Raw genomic sequence first — 22,658 nt, forward strand, 5'->3', positions numbered from 1 at the left:
TTAAATTCAGATTACTCATAAACTAAAAAAGCCTCTTCACTTTTTAAATGAAGAGGCTTTTTTAGTTTATTTATTTTTATTTAAAATTGATATCCTAAAGTCATTTGAAAAACACCATTTTTAATATCTGGATTTTCGGTAATTGCAATTAATCCTAAATTATATCTTGTTTGAAAAAAAATACCACTTTGAAACTGATATCCTAAACCAACATTTGCAGCAAGATCAAAGTTTTCTGCATTTGTATTTTCTTTTGATGCTCCACTATTTTGATCTATTGGCACCAATTGATCTTTTACTAAAAAAGAAAATTGTGGCCCAGCTTCTACACTAAATCCGTTTGCAATATAATATTTTGCCATTATTGGAAGTGAAACATAATTTAAATCGTATTTAAAATTATCTCTTTGTTGTGCACCTTGAGCAGAATACAATAATTCTGGTTGAATAGAGAATTTTTCTGCTATTGGTATCTCAGCAGTTACTCCTCCAACAAACCCAGTTCTAGAATCAAGGTTATTAGCATCACCTCCATTTACAGAAGCTATATTCATTCCAAATTTAAGCCCAATTTTAACATCTTGTGCATTTACTGTACCTGCAAAAGCAATAGCTATGCAAGCAATACATAATTTTTTAATCATAATTTATTAGTTTTAGTTTGGAACAGTTTTACAAATGCTGTGCCATTTTACAGTACCATTTGTTAAAATTTCAAGGATTCAAAATAACAATCTAAAAACCTGCAACATACCTTTAAAAATTTGACTAAATAAAAATCATTACTCCTTTTTAAATTTAATTTAACTAAAAATATGGGTTTTAAATTTTTGAATGCTGTATTTTTAAAACCTTAAAAATCAACCCAAATGAAAAATATATTATTTACCTTTTTACTTGCAGCTTCTTTTATTGGCTGTGAAAATTCATCCGAAGAAAAAACGGAAGAAAAATCTCCAGAACTGAGCATCAACTATAAAAAAATAACACTAGACAATGGTTTAGATGTTGTTTTTCATGTTGATAAATCTGATCCAGTTGTTGCTGTAGAATTAATGGTTCATGTTGGTTCTGCTAGAGAAATTGAAGGTAGAACAGGTTTTGCTCATTTATTTGAACATTTACTTTTCTTAGAATCAGAAAATTTAGGAAAAGGTGGTTTGGATAAAATGAGTGCAAGAATTGGTGGTTCTGGCGCAAATGGTTCTACGTCTAGAGACAGAACAAATTACCTACAAACTGTACCAAAAGATGCTCTTGAAAAAATGATTTGGGCAGAAGCAGATAAACTAGGATATTTTATCAATACAGTTACAGATCCTGTTTTAGCGAAAGAAAAACAAGTTGTTAAAAACGAAAAAAGACAAAGTGTAGATAACAGACCTTATGGACACAATCAATATGTAATTGGCAAAAATTTATATCCAAAAGATCATCCTTACAATTGGCAAGTTATTGGCTCTTTAGAAGATTTACAAAATGCTACTTTAGAAGATGTAAAAACGTTTTTCAAAAAGTGGTATGTACCAAACAATTCAACTTTAGTATTGTCTGGAGATATTGATGTTGATCAAGCTACAGAATGGGTTCACAAGTATTTTGATGAAATTCCTAAAGGGACAGAAGAGATTCCTGCACTTGTAAAAAGACCAGGAAAAGTTGATGAAATCAAGTCTTTATATTATGAAGATAACTTTGCAAGAGTTCCTCAATTAACAATGGTTTGGCCAAGTGTACCTCAATTTCATGAAGATTCTTATGCTTTAGATGTGTTAGCTCAATATTTAACATCTGGTAAAAAAGCACCTTTTAATCAGGTTTTGGTTGATGATTTAAAACTAACATCAAACACAACTATGTACAATTATACTTCTGAAATTGCTGGTGAAACTCAATTAATTATTAGAGCTTTTAATGATATAAAATTAGATACTATAAAAGCTGGGGTTGAAAAAGCATTTGCAAAATTTGAAGCTGAAGGAATTTCAGATAAAGATTTAAACAGGATAAAAGCTGGTCAAGAAACTAATTTCTACCAAGGTTTGTCTAGTGTTTTAGGCAAAGGAACTGGTTTAGCTTCTTATAACACGTATACAGGAAATCCTGGTTTTGTGAGTGAAGATATTAAAAAAACCTTAGCTGTAACCACAGAAGATGTAATGAACGTGTATAACAAATACATTAAAAACAAAAATTACATTGCCACTAGTTTTGTACCCAAAAACGAAGCTAATTTAGCCTTAACAGGTTCAGTTTTAGCAGATGTTGTAGAAGAAAAAATTGTAATTGGAGCAGAAGAAAGTTTCGATCCAAAAATTGCTGCAACTTATGAAAAAACACCTTCTTCTTTTGATAGAAGCATAGAACCTCCTTATGGAGAAACGCCATCTTTAGCAACTCCAGAAGTATACAAAACAAGCTTAAATAATGGTTTAAAAATATTCGGAATTGAAAATGATGAAGTGCCATTAGTACAATTCAATGTAACAATTGATGGGGGACAATTATTAGAGTCTATGGATAAATTAGGTGTTGCCAATTTAACTGCTGGGATTCTTGATAAAGGAACAAAAAACAAAACTGTAGCAGAATTAGAAGAAGCAATTCAAGAATTGGGGGCTAATATAAATGTGTATTCAGGTCAAGAAGAAATTACAATAAGTGCAACAACTTTGGCCAAAAATTATGATCAGACCTTAGCTTTAGTGCAAGAAATTCTTTTAGAACCAAGATTTGATGATAGCGAATTTGCCTTACTAAAAAGTGCTACAATTGCACGTTTACGTCAAGAAGAAGCAAGTCCAAATTCTGTTGCAAGAAATACGTATAATGAGTTGATTTACGGAAAAGACAATATCCGTTCTAAAAATAATTTAGGAACAGTTTCATCTGTAGAAAGTATCACTTTAGAAGATGTAAAAACTTTCTATAACAATTATATTTCGCCATCAGTTGCTAAAATGCTAGTTGTTGGTGATATTTCTGAAGAAAATGTAACGAATTCTTTAGCAAGTTTAAATGATAATTGGGCTGCAAAAGAAGTAACCATTCCAACCTATACAACTCCAGAAGCTCCAGAAAAACCAACCGTTTATTTTTATGATATTCCAAACGCAAAACAATCCGTTTTACAATTTGGTGCACCAGCTTTGGCTGCTACAGATGATGATTTTTATGCAGCTTCTGTAATGAATTATATTTTAGGTGGTGGTGGTTTTGCTTCTAGATTAACACAAGAATTACGTGAAGGAAAAGGATATACCTATGGAATTCGTTCTGGTTTTTCTGGCACAAAAGCAAAAGGAGATTTTACGATTTCTAGTGGAGTACGTTCTAATGTTACTTTAGAATCTGCACAAGCTGTAAAAAAGATTTTAGAAGAATATCCAACTACTTTTTCTGACAAAGATTTAGAAACTACTAAAAGCTTCTTAATTAAAAGTAATGCAAGAGCTTTTGAAACCTCAAGAGCAAAATTAAATATGTTGTCTAATATGAGTGATTATGGTTGGGAATCTGATTACGTTAAAGACAGAGAAAATATTGTAAATACAATGACTAAAGAGCGAATTTCTGAACTAGCAAACAAATACATCAACCCAAATAAAATGATTTGGTTGGTTGTGGGTGATGCAGATACGCAATTAGAAAGAATGAAAGAATTAGGGTATGGAGATCCTGTTTTGTTAAATGAAAGACAAAAGAAGATTAAGAAATAAGTCTTTCAAAAAAAGAAAATAGAATAAAGAGAAAAGACTAGAGACTGAAAAAAGTCCCAATTTCAAAATTGAAATTGGGACTTTTTATTTTATTGTTTTGCTATAAACTGAAACTGTTTACTAAACAACAGCTCCACTTGCAGGAACTTTTCTATCAATTTTACGCATTAAACCTTGCAACACTTTTCCTGGGCCAACTTCTATAAATTCAGTTGCTCCATCAGCAATCATTGCTTGTATACATTGAGTCCATTTTACTGGCGCAGTTAATTGTGCTACTGAATTTCCTTTTATAGTTGCTGCATCATTTATAGCCATTGCTGCCACATTTTGATAAACAGGGCAAATTGGTTCGTTAAAAGTAGTTGCCTCAATTGCAGCAGCTAACTCTTCTCTTGCAGGTTCCATTAATGGCGAATGAAATGCACCACCAACAGGCAATAATACAGCCATTTTCGCACCTTTTTCTTTTAAGATTTCACAGGCTTTTTCAACAGCTTCTACTTCTCCAGAAATCACTAATTGTCCAGGACAATTATAATTTGCAGCTACTACTACTCCATCAACTGCTGCACAAACTTCCTCCACCAAAGCATCTTCTAAACCAATAATTGCAGCCATTGTAGATTTTTGTGTTTCACACGCTTTTTGCATTGCCAAAGCTCTTTTTGAAACCAATTCCAAACCATCTTCAAAAGACAAAACTCCAATTGCAACCAAAGCCGATAATTCTCCTAAAGAATGCCCAGCAACCATTGCTGGCTGAAAAGAGTCACCTAAAACCTTTGCTAAAATTACAGAATGTAAAAAAATGGCAGGCTGTGTAACTTTCGTTTCTTTCAATTGTTCAGCAGTTCCTTCAAACATGATGTCTGTAATAGAAAACCCTAAAATATCGTTTGCTTTTTCGAAATATTCTTGTGCTAATGGAAACTTTTCGTATAAATCCAATCCCATTCCTGAAAATTGTGCTCCTTGTCCTGGAAAAATATATGCTTTCATAAATTGTTAATTTGTGTAATTATTTAATCGTTGAATTGGCGACAAAAATAATGATTTTTATTTGAAGCTTTTTCCTGCTTTACGTTTTATCTTTTTATGCTGAATTTATTTCAGCATCTGTCTATATTTAAATGTATTTTTATTTCCTATTACAGATACTGAATCGAGTTCAGCATAAAAAGGATGCCACTTCAATCAGGGCTAGAAATGTTTAATAATTTATTAAATACGTAAAACAAAAAGAATATTTACTAACTTTGTTTTATGACACTTAAAGACAAACAATTAGCGGATACAATTTACCTAATTTTAGCAGCAATATTTATTGCATCATTAGTGGCATCAAACTTAATATTCCAAAAGTTTTTTTATTGGGAGCCTTTTGGAATGTATCATTTTGAAATTTCTGTGGGTATCTTACCTTATCCAATTACTTTTCTAATTACGGATATTTTATCCGAAATATATGGAAAAAGAAAAGCTAATAAAGTTGTAGTTGCTGGTATTTTTGCTTCCTTATTTTCTTTGCTTATCATTTTAATTTCAGATTTTGCTCCAGCAATCGAAAGTTCTCCTATTAACGATGTAACTTTTCATCAAGTTTTTGGTTTATCACCTTTAGCCGTTTTTGCATCAATGATTGCCTATTTATTTGCACAATTTGTGGATATTAAAATTTTTCATTTTTGGAAAAATCTTACCAAAGGAAAACATTTATGGTTGCGTAATAATTTCTCCACATTTGTGTCTCAATTTATAGATACTTTTACAGTGATTTTTTTATTATGTATTTTTAAAATTTTGCCTTGGGAAATCTTTACAAGTTTATTAATTAGTGGATTTCTTTTTAAAGTAATTGTAGCTATTTTAGATACACCTTTATTATATGGAGCTGTTTTCTTTTTTAGAAAAAAATTTAAACTAAGCCTTAACAACGAACTTACTGATGAGTTTTTATATCATCAGAAATAAATTTCAAATCACACTAAAACAATCCATTGCAAAGCTATAACAGAACTTCTTAAAAAGATTGGACTCATTTTTGTAATCTATTATAAAAACTTCGTCTAAATACACATAAAAAGAAATATTCATGAAAAACATATTTATAGTACTTATAGCAATTTTCACTTTATCACAAGGAAATGCGCAAACATCAATTTATAATGATTTATTACAAAAACACGTTACAAAAGACGGGATTGTAGATTACAAATCTTTTAAAGCTGATAAAGCAAAATTAGATACTTATATTTCTTATTTAGAGAAAACTACACCAGCAAGTTCTTGGTCAGAAAATAAGCAAAAAGCCTTTTGGATAAATGCCTACAATGCCTATACTATCAAACTTATTTTAGAAAATTATCCATTAAAATCAATAATGGATATTAAACAAGATGGAAAAACAGCTTGGAAAATTCCATTTGCGAAAGTTGGTGGCAAAACGTACACATTAGATTATATTGAACATGAAATTTTACGTAAAAACTTATTCGACCCAAGAATTCATGTAGGTGTAAATTGTGCTTCTGTTTCTTGTCCTAAATTAGGAAATATAGCTTTTACAGAAGAGAATATTGATGCCAATTTAGAGAAGTTGATGAAAACTTTTATCAATGATTCTTCAAGAAATAAAATAACGAATAACAAAGTTCAAATCTCATCAATATTTGATTGGTTTAAAGAAGATTTCACTAAAAATGGTTCTGTAATTGATTATTTAAACAAGTATTCAAATACAGAAATAAACTCAAATGCTGCAATAAGTTATTTAAAATACGATTGGAGTTTGAACAACAAATAATTACTATCTTTCAACTTTTAATTTTATAAAACATATAAATGTCTAAAACATATTACGATTCTGGAGATTTAAGAAAATTCGGAAAAATAACAGAATGGAGCGAAGAATTAGGAAACAAATTCTTTGATTATTATGGAAAAGTTTTTGAAGAAGGAGCGTTAACTGCTCGTGAAAAATCTTTAATTGCTTTAGCAGTTGCACACACAGAACAATGTCCATATTGTATAGATGCCTATACAAAAGACACTTTACAAAGAGGCGTTACTAAAGAGCAAATGATGGAAGCAATTCACGTTGGTGCAGCCATTAAAAGTGGTGCGACTTTGGTGCATGGAGTTCAAATGATGAATAAGGTAAATAAATTAGAAATGTAAGCAGAGAACCATTTTTTGCTTTTGCAAAAAATGTGTGAATCGCTTATCCTGAGTTTTTACGAAGGATCTGCAAATTCAACTCTCGAAGACGCTTATCCTGAGTTTTTACGAAGGATCTATAAATTCAACTCTAGAATTGGCTTTTTTTTGAAGAATCTATAAACTTATCGAATTTTTAACATTAAAAAAATCACTTCTACAAGATTAGAAATTGGTTGATTTAAATTCAATTTGAATATAAATTTAAGAGAACGAAAATCCACATCAAAAAAAACCAAACCACAATAACTTACGTAAGTATTAATAGAAATTAGCATAAAACATAAAGTTTACAAAATCATTGTGCAGCAATTCAAATTAACTGCTTCCTGAAACTGAAAACTGATAATTACATTAAATGGCTACAAAATCATTAAAAGCAAGAAATAACGATATTGCAAATACCTCTCGTCAAATGGAAATTCTTTCTAGCGGAATTTTCGCAAACGGAGAATTACCAACATTTGCAGCTAAAATAAAAGAAACGGGTCATTTTCCACTTCGTCCTAAAAAATTAGAAATTCTTCAAATTAATTTAGGGTATATGTGTAACCAAGTTTGCGAACATTGTCACGTAGATGCTGGTCCAGATAGAAAGGAAATTATGACAGTTGAAACCATGCAACAATGTTTGGAAGTTATAAAAAAAACAGAAGCACACACTTTAGATTTAACTGGTGGAGCTCCAGAAATGAATCCGAATTTTAGATGGTTTGTAGAAGAAGCATCAAAAGCAGGAATTAAAGATTTTATTGTACGATCTAATTTAACCATTATTAGAGCGAATAAAAAATACCATGATTTACCAGAATTCTTTAAAAAACACGGAGTTCATGTAGTTTCTTCAATGCCTCATTGGACTCGTGGAAAAACCGATAAACAAAGAGGAGAAGGCGTTTTTGATAAATCAATTAAAGCCTTGCAAGAATTAAATGCTGTAGGTTATGGAATGCCAGGTTCAGATTTAAAATTAGATTTGGTTTACAATCCTTCAGGTGCATTTTTACCTGGAGATCAACAAGCATTAGAAAACGATTTTAAAAAAGCATTAAAAGAAGATTTTGATATTGATTTTCACAGTCTTTTTGCAATCACAAACTTACCAATTAGTCGTTTTTTAGATTATTTAATTGCTTCCGATAATTACGAAGATTATATGCACTCTTTGTTAGATGCTTACAATCCAACAGCTGTAGAAAATGTAATGTGTACAAATACAATTTCAATAAGTTGGGATGGTTGGTTGTTTGATTGTGATTTTAACCAAATGTTGAACTTAAAGGTTGCTAGTAAAGTAAAACATGTTTCTGACTATAATGAAGAATTATTACAAGACAGAAACATCATTATTAACCAACATTGTTATGGTTGCACTGCTGGTGCAGGAAGTAGTTGTCAAGGAGTTGTTGCTTAAAATATAAAATTGAAGAAAAATACTGCCATTTTAATTTTTGCGAATTCTGCTGAAAAAGAAGCGGAAAGAAAATCGTTTCTTTCTTCGGATGTTTTTTCGGCATTGAATCACCAAACTTTAAAAACGGTAGAAAAATCTGGAATTCAGTATTTTCATTTTTCTGAAAAGAATCAAGTTGGGTCTTCTTTTGGCGAGCGTTTTTCAAATGCAATTGAAACCATTTTTAATAAAGGTTTTGGGAATGTAATTACGATTGGTAATGATACTCCACATTTAAAAACGAAACATCTAATTGATACAGTTCATCAACTTGAAAAAAACGAGTTGGTTTTAGGACCTTCAAAAGATGGTGGTTTCTATTTAATGGGAATCAAAAAAGAACATTTTAACAAAGAAACCTTCTTGAAATTACCTTGGCAAACGTCTAAATTACAAAATTGTATTGCTTCCATAATAACCTCTAAAAAACTAAATATTAAGTTTTTAGAAATCTTAAATGATTTAGATGTTTTAGAGGATGTCAAAAAAATACTGCATAGTTTTAAAGCGATTCCAAAATCGGTTTTAAAAATCTTAAGAATATTTATAAGTTTCCTAAAAGAGTTTTTTATTGATATTATTATCAACTTTAAAAGCACTTTTTCTACACCAAATTCTAATAAAGGTTCTCCTTTGATTTTTGCGTAATTAATTTTCGAAAACTAATTTTAAAATAACTAATGTCTCCTTGAGCGCAGTCGAAAGGTTTTATTGTTATAGAAAATAGTTCTCGACTTCACTCGAATAAACACGAGTTTTAAGAAATCAATTTATTTTACACAAAAATCATTATTGAATGAAACATCTTTTTATGTGGATTTTACTGTTTGTAACTAGCATCAGTTTTTCACAAATTAAAATTTCGGGAACAATTACCGATAAAATTACAGGTGATGGAATTCCTTCTGTTACCATTACAACATCCAAAGAAAATGGTACAACTTCTTCTATTGATGGAACGTATTCGATCACAGTTCAAGACAAAAATCAGATATTAACTTTTTCTTATCTGGGTTATAAAACTCAAAAAATAAAAGCTGATAATCAGACTATTATCAACATTCAACTAGAAGAAATTGAAACAAATTTAAACGAAATTGTAGTAACTGCTTTAGGTTTAAATAGAAAAACAAAAGAGTTAGGCTATGTTGTTCAAGAACTAAAAACAAAAGATTTAACTGAAGTTAAAACTGCTAATTTTTTAGATAATTTATCAGGAAAATTAGCGGGTGTTACTATTTCTCAAGGTGCAACAGGTGTTGGTTCCTCTTCTAAAATTACCATTCGTGGAGAAGCTTCTTTTTCGAATAATAATCCGCTTTTTATAGTGGATGGAACTCCAATAAACAACAACACCGTTTTTAATTTCAGCAATGAAGCTGCTGCAGGTTTTCAAGAAATTGATTTTGGAAATGGAGCCATGGAAGTAAATCCAGATGATATTGAATCTGTAACTGTTTTAAAAGGCCCAAGTGCTGCTGCATTGTATGGAACTCGTGCATCAAATGGAGTTATTGTAATCAACACAAAAGATGGGAGCAAGAAAAAAGGCTTGGGAATTAGCATTAATTCTTCAGTTACTTTTGATAGCGCTTTTCGTTTGCCAGAATTTCAAAACGAATATGGTCAAGGAAATGGAGGTAATTTTGAATATTCAAATGGACTTGGAGCTGGTGTTAACGACGTAATTTCTTATTCTTGGGGCCCAAGATTGGATGCTGGAAATTTAATTCCACAATTTGATTCTCCTGTAAATTTACCAGATGGAACTATTGTAAGAGGTGGAGATAATTCTCTGTATTCTGGAATTCCGATTACACCAACAGCTTTCAATTCGAATCCAGATAACTTAAAAGACTTTTATCAAACTGGTCTTACAACCATCAATAATATTTCTATAAATGATAGTTTTGAGAGTGGTTCTTACAGATTATCAATTACAAATTTAGACAGCGAATCTATAATTCCTGGAGTAAATTTAGATCGAAAAACAGTCGCTTTAAAAATGAATTTTAATCCGACTGAAAAAACAAAAATTACCAGCACAATAAACTATGTGAATTCTAGTAGCGATAACAGACCTTCTAATGGTTATGGAAGTGAAAACGTAAATTATTCTTTAGTTGCTTGGGGTCCAAGATCCTTAAATATTAATAGTTTAAGAGATTATTGGCAACCTGGTTTAGAAGGTGTTCAGCAATATAATTTTAACTATAGATATTTTGATAATCCGTTCTTTATTTTGCACGAAAACACCAATTCTTTTCTAAGAGATCGTGTTTTCGGAAATATTGGTATCAAACATAATTTTACAGAAAAATTGAGTATTTCTTTACGATCTGGGATGGATTATTCATCAGAAAAAAGAAAATTTAAACGTAATTTTAGTAGCAATCGTTTTGCAAACGGAGCGTATGCAGAACATGATGTTTTTTTTAGAGAAATTAATACTGATTTTTTAATCAATTACAATACTAATTTTGGTGATCTTTCTTTTGATGTCTCTTTTGGAGGAAATAGATTAGATCAAAAAGCATCTACTACACAATCTCAAACATTAAATTTAGCACAACCTGGTATTTTTAGTCTGAACAATGCAGCTTCTCCAATTGAGTTTTTTCAATTTAATTCTGAAAAAAGAATTAACTCTTTATATGGAATTGCAAAGTTTGGCTACAAAGATTATTTGTTTGTAGATATTACTGGAAGAAACGATTGGTCTTCTGCTTTAGCAACGCCTTTTTCTGTGGATGGAACTTCCTTTTTTTACCCATCAGTTTCAACCAGTTTAATTGTATCGAACTTAACAGAATTGCCAAAATCTATTTCATTTGCAAAATTAAGAGCAAGTATTGCACAAGTTGGTAATGACACAAATCCCTACCAAACTTCTGGTGCATTTGTATCGCAAACCGCTTTTAATGGACAACCCACTTTTAGCAATCAAGATTTTATTCCGAATGCAAATTTAAAACCAGAAATTACAACTTCGTATGAATTTGGTGCAGATCTTCGCTTCTTTAAAGATCGATTACATGTAGATTTCACCTACTATAATGCCACTACTAAAGATCAAATTATTTCGCTGCCAATCCCAATTTCATCTGGTTATAATCAACAAGTTGTAAATGGTGGAAAAGTAAATACAACTGGTGTAGAAATTATTTTGGGAGGAACACCAATTAGAAATGAAAACTTTTCTTGGAATACCACTTTTAATTTTGCCACTAACAAATCCGTTATAAAAGATTTACCACAAGAAAATGGTCGTTTAACGTTGGCTCTAAGTAGAATTTACGATAGCGCAAACCAAACCGTATATTTTCAAGTAGAAGAAGGTGGAGAAATTGGAGATATGTATGGAACTGGCTATTTAAAAAATGAAAATGGAGATTTTATCATTAAAGATGATGGAACTTTTATAGCTGATAATACTTTAAAAAAGATTGGGAATTACACACCAGATTTCACCTTAGGCTGGAACAATTCTTTTACATATAAAGACTGGAACGCAATTTTTTTGTTTGATTGGAGACAAGGAGGAGAAATTGTATCGAGAACAAGAGCTCTCGGAAATGTTGGTGGTCAATTAGCTGAAACTGCGAATAGAGATACTGATATTGTTGCACAAGGTGTAAACCAAACAACAGGTTTACCAAATACAGTAGCTGTTTCTCCTGAAAGTTATTACCGACAATTTTACGATAGAAATCATGAAGAAAATAATGTGTATGATGCCTCCTTTTTAAAATTACGCCAGTTTTCAATTGGGTATACTTTAAATTTAAATGAAGGCTTTTTAGGCTTGAAAGATGCCTCAACAATGAACTTTTCTTTTATTGGAAATAATTTATTTGTAATCACAGAAAATCCACATTTTGATCCAGAACAACTAGCAGTTCAAGGAAATGGTTTTGTGAGTGGAGTTGAAGATATGAGTTATGCAACCAGCAGAAGTTTAGGTTTTAAAGTAGGGTTTAATTTTTAAGCTGCAAGGTATTTCCAAGGAACTTGGATTCCTTGTAGGTTTAGAAAAATTAAACCAATTACATAAAAATAAATACCTACAAGGTTTTTGAAACCTTGCAGGATAATCGATAAAAAATGAAAAAACTTATATATACAATCGCAATTTTTGCCTTCACATTTGCAAGTTGCACAAAAGATTTCGAGGAAATAAACACAAACCAAAACTCGCCAGTTGCTGTACAACCAAGCTTGTTATTAAGACAAGTAATCTACGATTTTGGCGAACAAATGAGTTATGAAGGTTTTGCTGCTGGGAATCTACTATCTCAACATACAGCTTTGTTAGATTTTAATTTATTTGACAGACATGATTTAAAAAGCCCACAATTAGGAGGCAATCCTTGGCCAATTTTTTACACCAATTTACGTGATAATGAAATTCTTTTAAAACAATCTAAACAAGCACCTGCTTTTGCAGTGTATGAAGGACCTGCCTTTATTTTAAAAGCATATATGGCTGCTGGTTTAACAGATATTTTTGGTGATGTTCCTTACTTTGAGGCATTTAATGGTATTGAAGGAAGTGCGAAACCAACGTATGATTTGCAAGAGGATATTTACCTTAATGAAAATGGAATTTTAGATAATTTAGACAAAGGAATTGCTGCAATAAATATGTATGCTGGTTCAATTCCTTTAGAAGGAGATATTTTATTTGATGGAAATTTAGATAATTGGATTCAATTTGCAAACTCTTTAAAAATAAAATATCTCATCAGAATTTCTGGTAAGGTTGATGTTTCTGTTCAACTACAAACAATTTTTGATGAAGGAAATTATATCAGAAATAACACAGAAAATGCTGTTTTTAGTTTTTCAAATACAGCTCCAAATAATTTTAGATTTGCGCAATTAAGAGAGGGTGATTTTACAAATTTTGTAATGTCAGAAACTGCTGAAGAGATTTTTAAAGATTTAAATGATGTTAGAATTTCAACTTTTTATCGAGCTTTTGCAAATTCAAATTCAAGCGAATTTAATGGACTTATAAACGGAATTAATGCCTCTACAACGACTCCATCTCCTGATGATTATTCTCTAGCTGGAACTATTTTCAGAGAAAACACAGCTGCATTGGATGCCAATTTTATGACAGCTTGGGAAACCAACTTTTTATTAGCTGAAGCTGCTGAAAAAGGGTTCATTACAACAAGTGCAGTAACATTATACAATTCAGGAGTTATACAAGCTTTTGATTATTGGAATACGAATTTGCCAGCAACCTATTTAGCTGAAAATGCAAATTTAAACGCAGTTGGTAAAACGCCTTTAGAACAAATTATTACTCAAAAATGGATTGCAAATACCATGAATGGTTATGAAAGTTGGATTGAATTTAGAAGAACAGGTTTACCTACTTTAAAAAATGTGGCAGCAAGTTTAAATAACGGATTAATTCCTGTGAGAATGCCTTATCCTGCAGATGCAGCAGCATTAAATGCAGAAAATTATAAAATTGCAGAAACTGCAACCAATGGAAATAGTTTAGACGTAAAAGTTTGGTGGAATAGCCTCCCTTAATCCCTCCAAAGGAGGGAAATACTCTTGTGAAAATTTTTGTATAAATAAAATTAAAAAATTAAAATATGATAACATCCGTTTTTATTCAATTGAGTGAAAGCTCCTTCCCTTTGGGAAGGTTAGGATGGGCTTTTGGGGTTGAGTCTTGGCAATGGATTTTAATAGTTTGTTCAAGTTTAATACTATTTTTCATGTCTCCTTTAGCAAAAACTACAGATCAGTTTTTTAAAGCTGTCAACAAGAAAAAAGCACCCAATACATTGGTATTAACAGGAAGCTTAATTATCTCTTGGATTTTTGCAAAAAGCATTACAAACGCCGCAAATCTTGGATTAGATTTTGGTTTGGTTGGTGGAGTTGCCTATGCTGGTTATTATTTATCTTTTGCAGTTGCAGGAATAATTATTTATCAATTAAGAACCAAAGGAAATTTTAAAAGTATCCATGAATTTCTGATTTCCAAATTTGGTAAAAAAGCCATGGCAATTTTTTCTATTCTGATAGCTTTCAGACTTTTTAACGAAGTTTGGAGCAATACAATGGTTATTGGAAGTTATTTTGGTGAAGTAGGAAGCTCATCTTATTATTGGTCAATTATTTTATTTACAATTTTAACATTAAGTTATGCTGTTAAAGGTGGTTTGAGCAGTTCCATTTTTACAGATGTTATTCAAATGGTGTTATTTTCTGTTTTATTGATGATCATTTTAGGAACAATTTTTACTACAGATGATTTTTCTACGGAACAAATAATCACCTCTGGAACTTGGAGTTTTGAACTCGGGTTAAATCTCTTTTTTGCAGCCCTTATTCAGTCTTTTAGTTATCCTTTTCACGATCCTGTTTTAACAGATAGAGGTTTTATTTCATCACCTAAAGTAACAAGAAAAAGTTTTTTATGGGCAAGTATTTTAGGCGCAATTTGTATTGTACTTTTTAGTTTGATTGGAGTTTATGCCCAAACAAAAGGAATGCAAGGTCAAGCAGCTGTAGAAGTTGGTAAAGCATTTGGAGTTGTTATTTTATTAGTTATAAATTTTATAATGATAACCTCTGCAGCATCAACTTTAGATTCTACTTTTTCATCATTTTCTAAATTGTTAGCAGTAGATTTAAATTTAGGAAAAACGGTTTCTTTTGGAAGAATTTCTATGATTGCTGTTGCAGTTTTAGGAACAATTCCTGTTTTTTTAAATGCAGAGATTTTATCTGCCACCACAATTTCTGGAACAATGGTTATTGGTTTAACACCTATATTTATTTTCTGGAATGTGAAAGTGCCAAAAATTAGTTTTTATTTATCAGTAATTTGTGGTTTGGTTTTTGGAATCTTTTTAGTGTTTAATTGGTTTCCAGAATCGTTTATTTTTACAAAAGGAAAATATGCCAATTTACTTTGGGTAAATGTTTGGGGAATTTTAAGTTGTATTATTTTATATTTTATTCCAAAATGGATCAAAAAATAGTGGATTTAGGCAAAATATCAGGAAAAACATTACTTTTTGGTGGTGTATATAGCAATTTACAAGCTTTAGAAGCTTTAAAACAAATTGCTGAAAAGGAAAATATTGCTCCAGAAAATTGTATTTGTACTGGAGATATTGTTGGGTATTGTGCCCAGCCTGAAGAAACTGTGCAACTTTTTAAACTTTGGGGCGCAAAAAGTATTGTTGGTAATGTAGAAATTCAACTAAGAGAAAATGCAGAGGATTGTGGTTGCGATTTTAAAGAAGGCTCAAGATGTGATGGATTTTCGCAACTTTGGTATCCTTTTGCACAGAGTAAACTATCTCAAAATTCATTAGAGTTTTTACAAACATTGCCTTATTATATCAGTTTTAAATATGCTGATAAAAATGTGACTGTTGTTCACGGTTCGTATTTTAATGTATCAGAATTTATTTTTAAATCTACAGATTGGGACCTCAAAAAACCAAATTTTAATGCTACAAATAGTAATGTAATTATTGCTGGTCATTGTGGTTTACCTTTTCATCATCAAGAAAAAGACCAGCTTTGGTTGAATCCTGGAGTTATTGGAATGCCAGCAAATGATGGAAATCCTAGTGTTTGGTATGCAATTTTAGATGATTCAAATAATAGTTTTAACTTTACACATCAAACATTAGAGTACAATTATAAATTAACAAGTAAGTTAATGCAAAATGGCTTGTTGCCTGAAGAATATTCTAGAACCATTGTTACAGGAATTTGGGACAATACAGAAATTCTACCTGCACTAGAATCTGGTTTACAGGGCTTTGGAATTCAATTATAGATTCCTATTTTCACAGGAATGACAATCTTAAATGAATTCTTTAATCAAAAATTAAAAAAAACTTAATAGCATCAAAAATGAAAAAAATATTGATCCTTTTTTTAGTTGTTAGCTCCACAACTTTTGGTCAGAAAAAATTAGATAAACTTCTTGATAAATGGAATACTAGAAATGTTCCTTATATATCTGTTGAAACTTTAGCAATGCCAAAAACTGATGCAATTTTATTAGATGCAAGAGAGGAAAATGAGTTTAATATTAGTCATTTAGAAAATGCCATTTGTGTTGGTTATGATAATTTTAAAATCAAAGAAACCATTGCAAAATTACCAAAAGACAAAAACGCAAAAATTGTGGTGTATTGTTCTTTAGGGATTCGTTCTGAAACTGTTGCCCATAAATTAATTAAAGAAGGTTATACCAATGTTTATAACTTATATGGAGGAATTTTTGAATGGAAAAATGCCGATTTTAAAGTCATTGATACTTTAGGCAAATCAACAGAAAAAGTACATACTTTTAACAAAAGCTGGAGCAAATGGCTGAAAAAAGGAGAGAAAGTTTATTAAAGCAGTAAAAACAGCTTTCAGTTGGCAGTAACCACTGCTTTGTATAAAAAGTAGCAGTTGGCGGTTGCAGTTTTCAGTAGTCACTATTAAGAAAATAAAAAATAAATCTTACCTCAAAGAAACATAAACTAAATTTCTATTAGGAATTTTTAAAAATCACAATTTATTTTATCGATGATAAAAAATACAAAAAATAAAAACTTACTATTAATCTTTACCAGAAACCCAGAATTAGGCAAAGCAAAAACACGTTTAGCAAAAACTGTTGGCGATGAAACTGCTCTAGAAATCTATAAATTTTTATTAGAAAGAACAAGAGACATTTCATCAAAAGTAAATGCTGACAAAGCTGTTTACTATTCTGTGAAAATTAGAGAAAACGATATTTGGAATCCAGATATTTATCAAAAATACCAACAATTTGGAGATGATTTAGGAATAAGAATGTTAAATGCATTCAAAAACGGATTTGAAGCTGGTTATGAAAAAGTGATGATTATTGGAAGTGATTTATACGATTTATCAGAAAAAAATATCGAAAAAGCTTTTGTAGCATTAAATACCAATGATGTAGTAATTGGCCCTGCAGAAGATGGTGGTTATTATCTTTTAGGGATGAATACTCTCCAAGAAAACGTTTTTAAAAATAAAGAATGGGGAACAGCATCTGTTAGAAAAGATACTTTAAAAGACTTAAGTGATAAAAAAGTGAAAGTATTAGCCTTTAAGAACGATATAGATGTCTATGAGGATATTATTAATATTCCAGAAATTATGGAAACATTCATTGAAAATAAGTAACTTTATCATTAAAATTTAATTGCTTTAAAATTCAATATAAATGAAAGCGCAACAACTAAAAGAAACTATAGATTTTTTAAAATCAAAAGGAATTACAAGCCCAGAAATAGGGATTGTTTTAGGAACAGGTTTAGGAAAATTAGTGAATGAAATTTCGATTGAAAAAGAAATTTCGTATTCAGAAATTCCTAATTTCCCTGAGGCAACTGTAGAGTTTCATTCTGGGAAATTAATTTATGGAGAATTATCAGGCAAAAAAGTAGTAGTAATGTCTGGTAGATTTCATTTATATGAAGGTTATAATGCTTGGGAAGTTACTTATGGAATTAGAACGATGCATGGTTTAGGAATCAAAAATTTACTGATTTCAAATGCTGCTGGAGCAATCAATTTAGATTATAAAAAAGGTGATTTAATGTTGATTGAAGATCATATTAATTTACAAGGAAGTTCGCCTTTAGCATTTAATGGCGCTAATAATTTTGGAAATATATTTGCGGATATGTTAGAACCTTATTCCAAGGAAATAAACATAAAATTGAATTTAATTGCACAAGAACAAAAAATTCAATTACATAAAGGAGTTTATACTAGTGTTTTAGGACCACAGTTAGAAACACGAGCAGAATATAGAATGTTGCAAATTTTAGAAACTGATGCTGTAGGAATGAGCACAGTTCCTGAAGTTATTGTTGCCAAACAACTAAACTTGCCATGTGCTGCCATTTCTGTTTTAACAGATGAGTGTGATCCTGAAAATTTACAACCTGTAGATATTGCAGAAATTATTGCTATTGCTGGCGAAGCTGAACCAAATATGATTACATTATTTAAAGAAGTTATTAAAGTTCTATAAGCAATTAAACATCTTTAGCAATTCAAAAAAAAATAGCATCAGAATACATCTTAAAAATTATCTATATCAGTTTTCTAAAAAATATTTCTTTTAATACTGATAAAATTATTTTAAAAATTTGAGGTTATTTTAAATTACAAAGGAAGATTTATTGTTTCCATCAAAAAAAAATCAAAAAAAAATGTAATTTTGCGTAATTCTCAAAATAAAATATGCAATATAAAAGAATTCTTTTAAAATTAAGTGGCGAAGCTTTAATGGGTGAAAGACAATATGGAATAGACCCAAAACGACTTGCTGAATATGCAAAAGAAATTAAAGAAGTAGTAGCAAAAGGCATTGAAGTTGCTATTGTTATTGGTGGTGGAAATATTTTTAGAGGCGTTGCTGGTGCTGCTAATGGTATGGATCGTGTGCAAGGAGATCATATGGGTATGTTAGCAACTGTTATAAATGGTTTAGCTCTACAAAGTGCTTTAGAAGATGAAGATGTACATACACGTTTACAAACTGCTTTAGAAATTAAAGAAGTTGCAGAACCTTATATTAAACGAAAAGCGATTCGTCATTTAGAAAAAGGACGTGTTGTTATTTTTGGAGCAGGAACAGGAAACCCTTATTTTACAACAGATACTGCAGCAGTTTTAAGAGCTATTGAAATTGATGCAGATTGTATTTTAAAAGGAACCAGAGTGGATGGAATTTACAATACAGATCCAGAAAAGAACAAAGATGCTATTAAATTTGAATCCATTACATTTAAAGATGTTATTGAAAAAGGTTTAAAAGTTATGGACATGACTGCGTTTACATTAAGTGAAGAAAATAAATTACCTATTATTGTATTTGATATGAATACAAATGGAAACTTACTAAAATTAGTTTCTGGAGGTAAAATTGGTACAATTGTTGAAAATTAATATTTTTAAAAACCTGTTCTAATAATTTCATTTTTTGATATGGAACCAAGAACACATAAAAATTACAAATTCTAAAAAAAGATGAACGAAGAAATTGAATTTATTTTAGATACAGCAAAAGAAGCAATGCACAATGCAATTGAGCATTTAGAAAAAGAATTTCGCTCAATTAGAGCAGGGAAAGCAACACCTGCAATGTTAAGCACAGTAATGGTAGATTATTATGGTTCTCAAACTAAATTGAGTCAAGTTGCCAATGTAAATACTCCAGATCCAAGAACTTTAAGCATTCAACCTTGGGAAAAAAATATGTTGCAACCTATTGAAAAAGCAATTCAAATTGCAAATCTTGGTTTAAACCCAATGAATAATGGTGATTTAATTATGATTAATGTTCCACCATTAACTGAAGAAAGAAGAATTGGTTTGGCTAAACAAGCTAAAGCAGAATCTGAAGATGCTAAAGTTGGTGTTAGAAATGCACGAAAAGACGCAAACAACGATATTAAAAAAACAGATATTTCTGACGATATGAAAAAAATTGCAGAAGATGATGTTCAAAAATTAACAGATACATACGTTAAAAAAATTGAAGATATTCTTTCTGTAAAAGAGAAAGAAATAATGACTGTATAATACTGATTTGTGATGAATTAACTTAAAATTTTTGACAAATAATAAATTCAAAAAGACTAAAATAAAATTTTAGTCTTTTTTTTGTGCAAAACAATATTCAGCATATAAATTATTTGTCTTACAATGCTTTAAGAATTCATCGTTCATTCTTAAATAATAGTACTAAAAGTCAAACGAGTTTTATTTTACTCACTATTACAATTTACCTACCTTTGTAGAAATCTTTTTTTAAATGAATTTCTGGACAAAAGTTGCAAGTATTATTTTACGAAATCGTTACTTGGTTTTAATAGGTATTGCAATCATTACAGGGTTATTAGCTTCGCAAATGAAGTATATGCAGTTTTCATATACAGAAGCAAATCTTCTACCAGAAAACCACGAAGCCAATTTAGAATACAATAAATTTCTAGAAATTTTTGGAGAAGAAGGCAATCTTGTAATTCTAGGAATTAAAGATTCTACAGTTTTTACACCACAAAAATTTAATGCTTGGAACAATTTAGTAAAACAATTTGACGATTTAGATGAAATTGATTTTACTGTTTCTATTGCCGATGTTCAAAAACTGAAAGCAGATAGAAATAAAAGAAAATTTGTTCTAGAACCTTTATATTCTGAAAATCCTAAAACATCGAAAGAGGTTCTTGCTATAAAAAAGGAACTTTTTGAGAAACTTCCTTTTTACGATAATTTATTATTTAATAAAGAAACAGGCACATTACAAACTGCCATTTATATTAACAAAGAAATTATCAATACACCTGTTCGTAGAGATTTTATTTTTGATAAATTAATTCCAATTATAGAAAAATTTGAAAAAGATAACAATGTAGATGTTCGTATTTCTGGAATGCCATACATTAGAACTTTAAATGCACAAAACATTCAAGATGAAATTTTGCTCTTTGTTTTAGGTGCATTATTAATAACAGCCGTTATTTTCTTCTTCTTTTTCAGATCTTACAGAGCTACATTTATTACACTTTTAGTGGTAATGGTTGGTGTAACTTGGGCTTTTGGTTTTATTGGATTGTTCCGTTTTGAAATCACAGTTTTATCAGCATTAATTCCGCCTTTAATTATTGTAATTGGGGTGCCAAATGCAGTTTTTCTGATAAATAAATATCAACAAGAAATTAAAAAGCATGGGCAGCAAGCAAAAGCTTTACAACGTGTAATCGCAAAAGTTGGGAATGCAACTTTAATGACCAACATTACAACTGCCTCTGGTTTTGCAACGTTTGTATTTGTTAAAAGCGATTTATTACGTGAATTCGGAATTTTAGCTTCCGTAAATATTATCAGTATTTTTATTTTGGCGTTATTAATAATTCCTATTATTTATAGTTTTATGCCATTGCCTAAAAAGAAACATTTAAATCATCTTGAAAAAAAATGGATTGAAAATGTAGTAGATTGGATGGAAAGAATGGTAAGAAACCAAAGAATTACCATTTATTTTGCAACTGTAATTGTTCTCGTTTTAAGTATTATTGGTGTCTATAAAATTAAAGTTTCTGGTAGTTTAATAGAAGATATGCCAAAAAGCACGAGCTTTTATAAAGACATTAAATTCTTTGAAAAAGAGTTTGGGGGTATTATGCCTTTAGAGATTTTAATTGATACTAAAAAAGATAATGGAGTTATGAAATTATCCACCTTAAAAAAGATGGATAAAATTAATGAAGTGATTGAATCTTTCCCAGAATTATCAAAACCTATTTCTGTAGTTAATTTAGTAAAATACTCAAAACAGGCTTATTATTTAGGAAATCCTAAATATTATCAACTGCCAACAACACAAGAACAAGGCTACATTTTTGCCTACACAAAAAACACCAATAGTGATGCAGGAATGCTAAAAAACTTTGTAGATTCTACTGGACGTTATGCAAGAATAACAACCTTTATGAAAGATATTGGCACCGATAAAATGGATGTTATTCAAGAACGATTAAAAGCTGTTGTTGATAAAGAATTTCCAGCAGATAAATACACAGTTTCTATAACAGGAAAAGCATTGGTTTTTATAAAAGGAACTAATTATTTGATTACCAATTTGGTTTTTTCATTATCACTAGCTATTGTTTTAATTGCGCTTTTTATGGCTTGGATGTTTAGATCGCCTCAAATGATTGCAATTTCTTTACTCCCAAATATTCTTCCTTTGTTAATTACTGCTGGATTAATGGGCTTTTTTGATATTCCTATAAAACCATCTACAATTTTAGTTTTTAGTATTGCTTTTGGTATTTCTGTAGATGATACAATTCACTTTTTAGCAAAATACAGGCAGGAATTAATGGCTAATCAATGGAAAATAAAACCTTCTGTGTATGCTGCTTTGCGTGAAACTGGAGTTAGTATGTTCTATACTTCAATTGTGTTATTTTTTGGTTTTTTAGTATTTACACTTTCTAGTTTTGGTGGTACAATTGCCTTAGGTGGCTTGGTGTCCATCACTTTATTATTGGCAATGGTTTCTAATTTATTGTTGTTACCTTCTTTATTATTAACTTTCGAAAAGAAAATTGCCAATAAAGAAATGTTTAAAGAACCGAAGATTAAAATTATACCTCCTAAAGAGGAAAATATAGATTAAAAAAAATCTCCATTAAAATAAATTAATGGAGATTTCTTTTTCATAAGTAGAA

At 30.2% G+C, this 22,658-nt stretch carries 18 protein-coding genes; 16 read left to right on the forward strand and 2 right to left on the reverse strand.

Features of this window, described 5'->3' with window-relative positions; all coding sequences use genetic code 11:
- Positions 1-80: 80 nt before the first annotated feature.
- On the reverse strand, positions 81-644 hold the full coding sequence (locus tag LPB03_RS07975; RefSeq protein WP_083186933.1) for a porin family protein: 564 nt from the start codon (positions 642-644) through the stop codon (positions 81-83).
- Between the two features lie 225 nt (positions 645-869).
- On the opposite strand from LPB03_RS07975, the gene LPB03_RS07980 reads away from it, so the two are divergent.
- On the forward strand, positions 870-3,719 hold the full coding sequence (locus tag LPB03_RS07980; RefSeq protein ID WP_065317807.1) for a M16 family metallopeptidase: 2,850 nt from the start codon (positions 870-872) through the stop codon (positions 3,717-3,719).
- Between the two features lie 120 nt (positions 3,720-3,839).
- On the opposite strand, the gene fabD is transcribed toward LPB03_RS07980, so the two are convergent.
- Positions 3,840-4,721 (reverse strand): ACP S-malonyltransferase, encoded by an 882-nt coding sequence (fabD, locus tag LPB03_RS07985; RefSeq protein ID WP_065317808.1) that lies wholly within the window; start codon positions 4,719-4,721, stop codon positions 3,840-3,842.
- 264 nt (positions 4,722-4,985) lie between these two features.
- On the opposite strand from fabD, the gene LPB03_RS07990 reads away from it, so the two are divergent.
- The 15 genes from LPB03_RS07990 (at position 4,986) to LPB03_RS08060 (ending at position 22,606) form a co-directional block, all read left to right on the forward strand.
- On the forward strand, positions 4,986-5,693 hold the full coding sequence (locus LPB03_RS07990) for a queuosine precursor transporter (RefSeq protein ID WP_065317809.1): 708 nt from the start codon (positions 4,986-4,988) through the stop codon (positions 5,691-5,693).
- Between the two features lie 121 nt (positions 5,694-5,814).
- On the forward strand, positions 5,815-6,525 hold the full coding sequence (locus tag LPB03_RS07995; protein WP_065317810.1) for a DUF547 domain-containing protein: 711 nt from the start codon (positions 5,815-5,817) through the stop codon (positions 6,523-6,525).
- A gap of 38 nt (positions 6,526-6,563) precedes the next feature.
- Positions 6,564-6,899: an arsenosugar biosynthesis-associated peroxidase-like protein gene (locus LPB03_RS08000; protein WP_065317811.1), complete on the forward strand. Its 336-nt coding sequence runs from the start codon at positions 6,564-6,566 to the stop codon at positions 6,897-6,899.
- Between the two features lie 397 nt (positions 6,900-7,296).
- Positions 7,297-8,352 (forward strand): arsenosugar biosynthesis radical SAM (seleno)protein ArsS, encoded by a 1,056-nt coding sequence (arsS, locus tag LPB03_RS08005; protein ID WP_065317812.1) that lies wholly within the window; start codon positions 7,297-7,299, stop codon positions 8,350-8,352.
- Between the two features lie 9 nt (positions 8,353-8,361).
- Positions 8,362-9,039, forward strand: a complete 678-nt coding sequence (locus LPB03_RS08010; protein ID WP_065317813.1) for a TIGR04282 family arsenosugar biosynthesis glycosyltransferase — start codon at positions 8,362-8,364, stop codon at positions 9,037-9,039.
- 148 nt (positions 9,040-9,187) lie between these two features.
- The gene (locus LPB03_RS08015) at positions 9,188-12,379 is read left to right on the forward strand and encodes a SusC/RagA family TonB-linked outer membrane protein (protein ID WP_065317814.1); all 3,192 of its coding nucleotides are present in this window, start codon (positions 9,188-9,190) and stop codon (positions 12,377-12,379) included.
- A 116-nt stretch (positions 12,380-12,495) separates the two neighbouring features.
- Positions 12,496-13,941: a SusD/RagB family nutrient-binding outer membrane lipoprotein gene (locus LPB03_RS08020; RefSeq protein ID WP_065317815.1), complete on the forward strand. Its 1,446-nt coding sequence runs from the start codon at positions 12,496-12,498 to the stop codon at positions 13,939-13,941.
- A 191-nt stretch (positions 13,942-14,132) separates the two neighbouring features.
- On the forward strand, positions 14,133-15,407 hold the full coding sequence (locus LPB03_RS08025; RefSeq protein ID WP_065317816.1) for a sodium:solute symporter family transporter: 1,275 nt from the start codon (positions 14,133-14,135) through the stop codon (positions 15,405-15,407).
- Positions 15,392-16,219, forward strand: coding sequence for a metallophosphoesterase family protein (locus LPB03_RS08030; protein WP_065317817.1), 828 nt, complete (start codon positions 15,392-15,394; stop codon positions 16,217-16,219). Before LPB03_RS08025 ends, LPB03_RS08030 begins: the two co-directional genes overlap by 16 nt.
- Before the next feature lie 77 nt (positions 16,220-16,296).
- Positions 16,297-16,788 carry a rhodanese-like domain-containing protein gene (locus LPB03_RS08035; RefSeq protein WP_065317818.1) on the forward strand — a complete coding sequence of 164 codons (492 nt, stop codon included), beginning with the start codon at positions 16,297-16,299 and terminating at the stop codon, positions 16,786-16,788.
- A gap of 174 nt (positions 16,789-16,962) precedes the next feature.
- Entirely contained in the window at positions 16,963-17,589 is a 627-nt protein-coding gene (locus tag LPB03_RS08040; protein ID WP_065317819.1) for a TIGR04282 family arsenosugar biosynthesis glycosyltransferase, read from the forward strand.
- 40 nt (positions 17,590-17,629) lie between these two features.
- Positions 17,630-18,445 carry a purine-nucleoside phosphorylase gene (locus tag LPB03_RS08045; RefSeq protein WP_065317820.1) on the forward strand — a complete coding sequence of 272 codons (816 nt, stop codon included), beginning with the start codon at positions 17,630-17,632 and terminating at the stop codon, positions 18,443-18,445.
- 212 nt (positions 18,446-18,657) lie between these two features.
- Positions 18,658-19,365, forward strand: coding sequence for a UMP kinase (gene pyrH / locus LPB03_RS08050; protein ID WP_065317821.1), 708 nt, complete (start codon positions 18,658-18,660; stop codon positions 19,363-19,365).
- 81 nt (positions 19,366-19,446) lie between these two features.
- Positions 19,447-20,001 carry a ribosome recycling factor gene (frr, locus tag LPB03_RS08055; protein ID WP_065317822.1) on the forward strand — a complete coding sequence of 185 codons (555 nt, stop codon included), beginning with the start codon at positions 19,447-19,449 and terminating at the stop codon, positions 19,999-20,001.
- Between the two features lie 232 nt (positions 20,002-20,233).
- A complete protein-coding gene (locus tag LPB03_RS08060) occupies positions 20,234-22,606 on the forward strand; it encodes an efflux RND transporter permease subunit (RefSeq protein WP_065317823.1) in 2,373 nt (790 codons plus the stop codon).
- Positions 22,607-22,658: the final 52 nt, after the last annotated feature.

Origin of the sequence: Polaribacter vadi (genome assembly GCF_001761365.1) — a bacterium.
Taxonomy (GTDB): Bacteria; Bacteroidota; Bacteroidia; order Flavobacteriales; family Flavobacteriaceae; genus Polaribacter; species Polaribacter vadi.

Coding starts and splice junctions, on each gene's coding strand:
- LPB03_RS07975 (WP_083186933.1), bottom strand. CDS start 644: ATGATTAAAAAATTATGTATTGCTTGCATAGCTATTGCTTTTGCAGGT.
- LPB03_RS07980 (WP_065317807.1), top strand. CDS start 870: ATGAAAAATATATTATTTACCTTTTTACTTGCAGCTTCTTTTATTGGC.
- fabD (WP_065317808.1), bottom strand. CDS start 4,721: ATGAAAGCATATATTTTTCCAGGACAAGGAGCACAATTTTCAGGAATG.
- LPB03_RS07990 (WP_065317809.1), top strand. CDS start 4,986: ATGACACTTAAAGACAAACAATTAGCGGATACAATTTACCTAATTTTA.
- LPB03_RS07995 (WP_065317810.1), top strand. CDS start 5,815: ATGAAAAACATATTTATAGTACTTATAGCAATTTTCACTTTATCACAA.
- LPB03_RS08000 (WP_065317811.1), top strand. CDS start 6,564: ATGTCTAAAACATATTACGATTCTGGAGATTTAAGAAAATTCGGAAAA.
- arsS (WP_065317812.1), top strand. CDS start 7,297: ATGGCTACAAAATCATTAAAAGCAAGAAATAACGATATTGCAAATACC.
- LPB03_RS08015 (WP_065317814.1), top strand. CDS start 9,188: ATGAAACATCTTTTTATGTGGATTTTACTGTTTGTAACTAGCATCAGT.
- LPB03_RS08020 (WP_065317815.1), top strand. CDS start 12,496: ATGAAAAAACTTATATATACAATCGCAATTTTTGCCTTCACATTTGCA.
- LPB03_RS08025 (WP_065317816.1), top strand. CDS start 14,133: ATGTCTCCTTTAGCAAAAACTACAGATCAGTTTTTTAAAGCTGTCAAC.
- LPB03_RS08030 (WP_065317817.1), top strand. CDS start 15,392: ATGGATCAAAAAATAGTGGATTTAGGCAAAATATCAGGAAAAACATTA.
- LPB03_RS08035 (WP_065317818.1), top strand. CDS start 16,297: ATGAAAAAAATATTGATCCTTTTTTTAGTTGTTAGCTCCACAACTTTT.
- LPB03_RS08040 (WP_065317819.1), top strand. CDS start 16,963: ATGATAAAAAATACAAAAAATAAAAACTTACTATTAATCTTTACCAGA.
- LPB03_RS08045 (WP_065317820.1), top strand. CDS start 17,630: ATGAAAGCGCAACAACTAAAAGAAACTATAGATTTTTTAAAATCAAAA.
- pyrH (WP_065317821.1), top strand. CDS start 18,658: ATGCAATATAAAAGAATTCTTTTAAAATTAAGTGGCGAAGCTTTAATG.
- frr (WP_065317822.1), top strand. CDS start 19,447: ATGAACGAAGAAATTGAATTTATTTTAGATACAGCAAAAGAAGCAATG.
- LPB03_RS08060 (WP_065317823.1), top strand. CDS start 20,234: ATGAATTTCTGGACAAAAGTTGCAAGTATTATTTTACGAAATCGTTAC.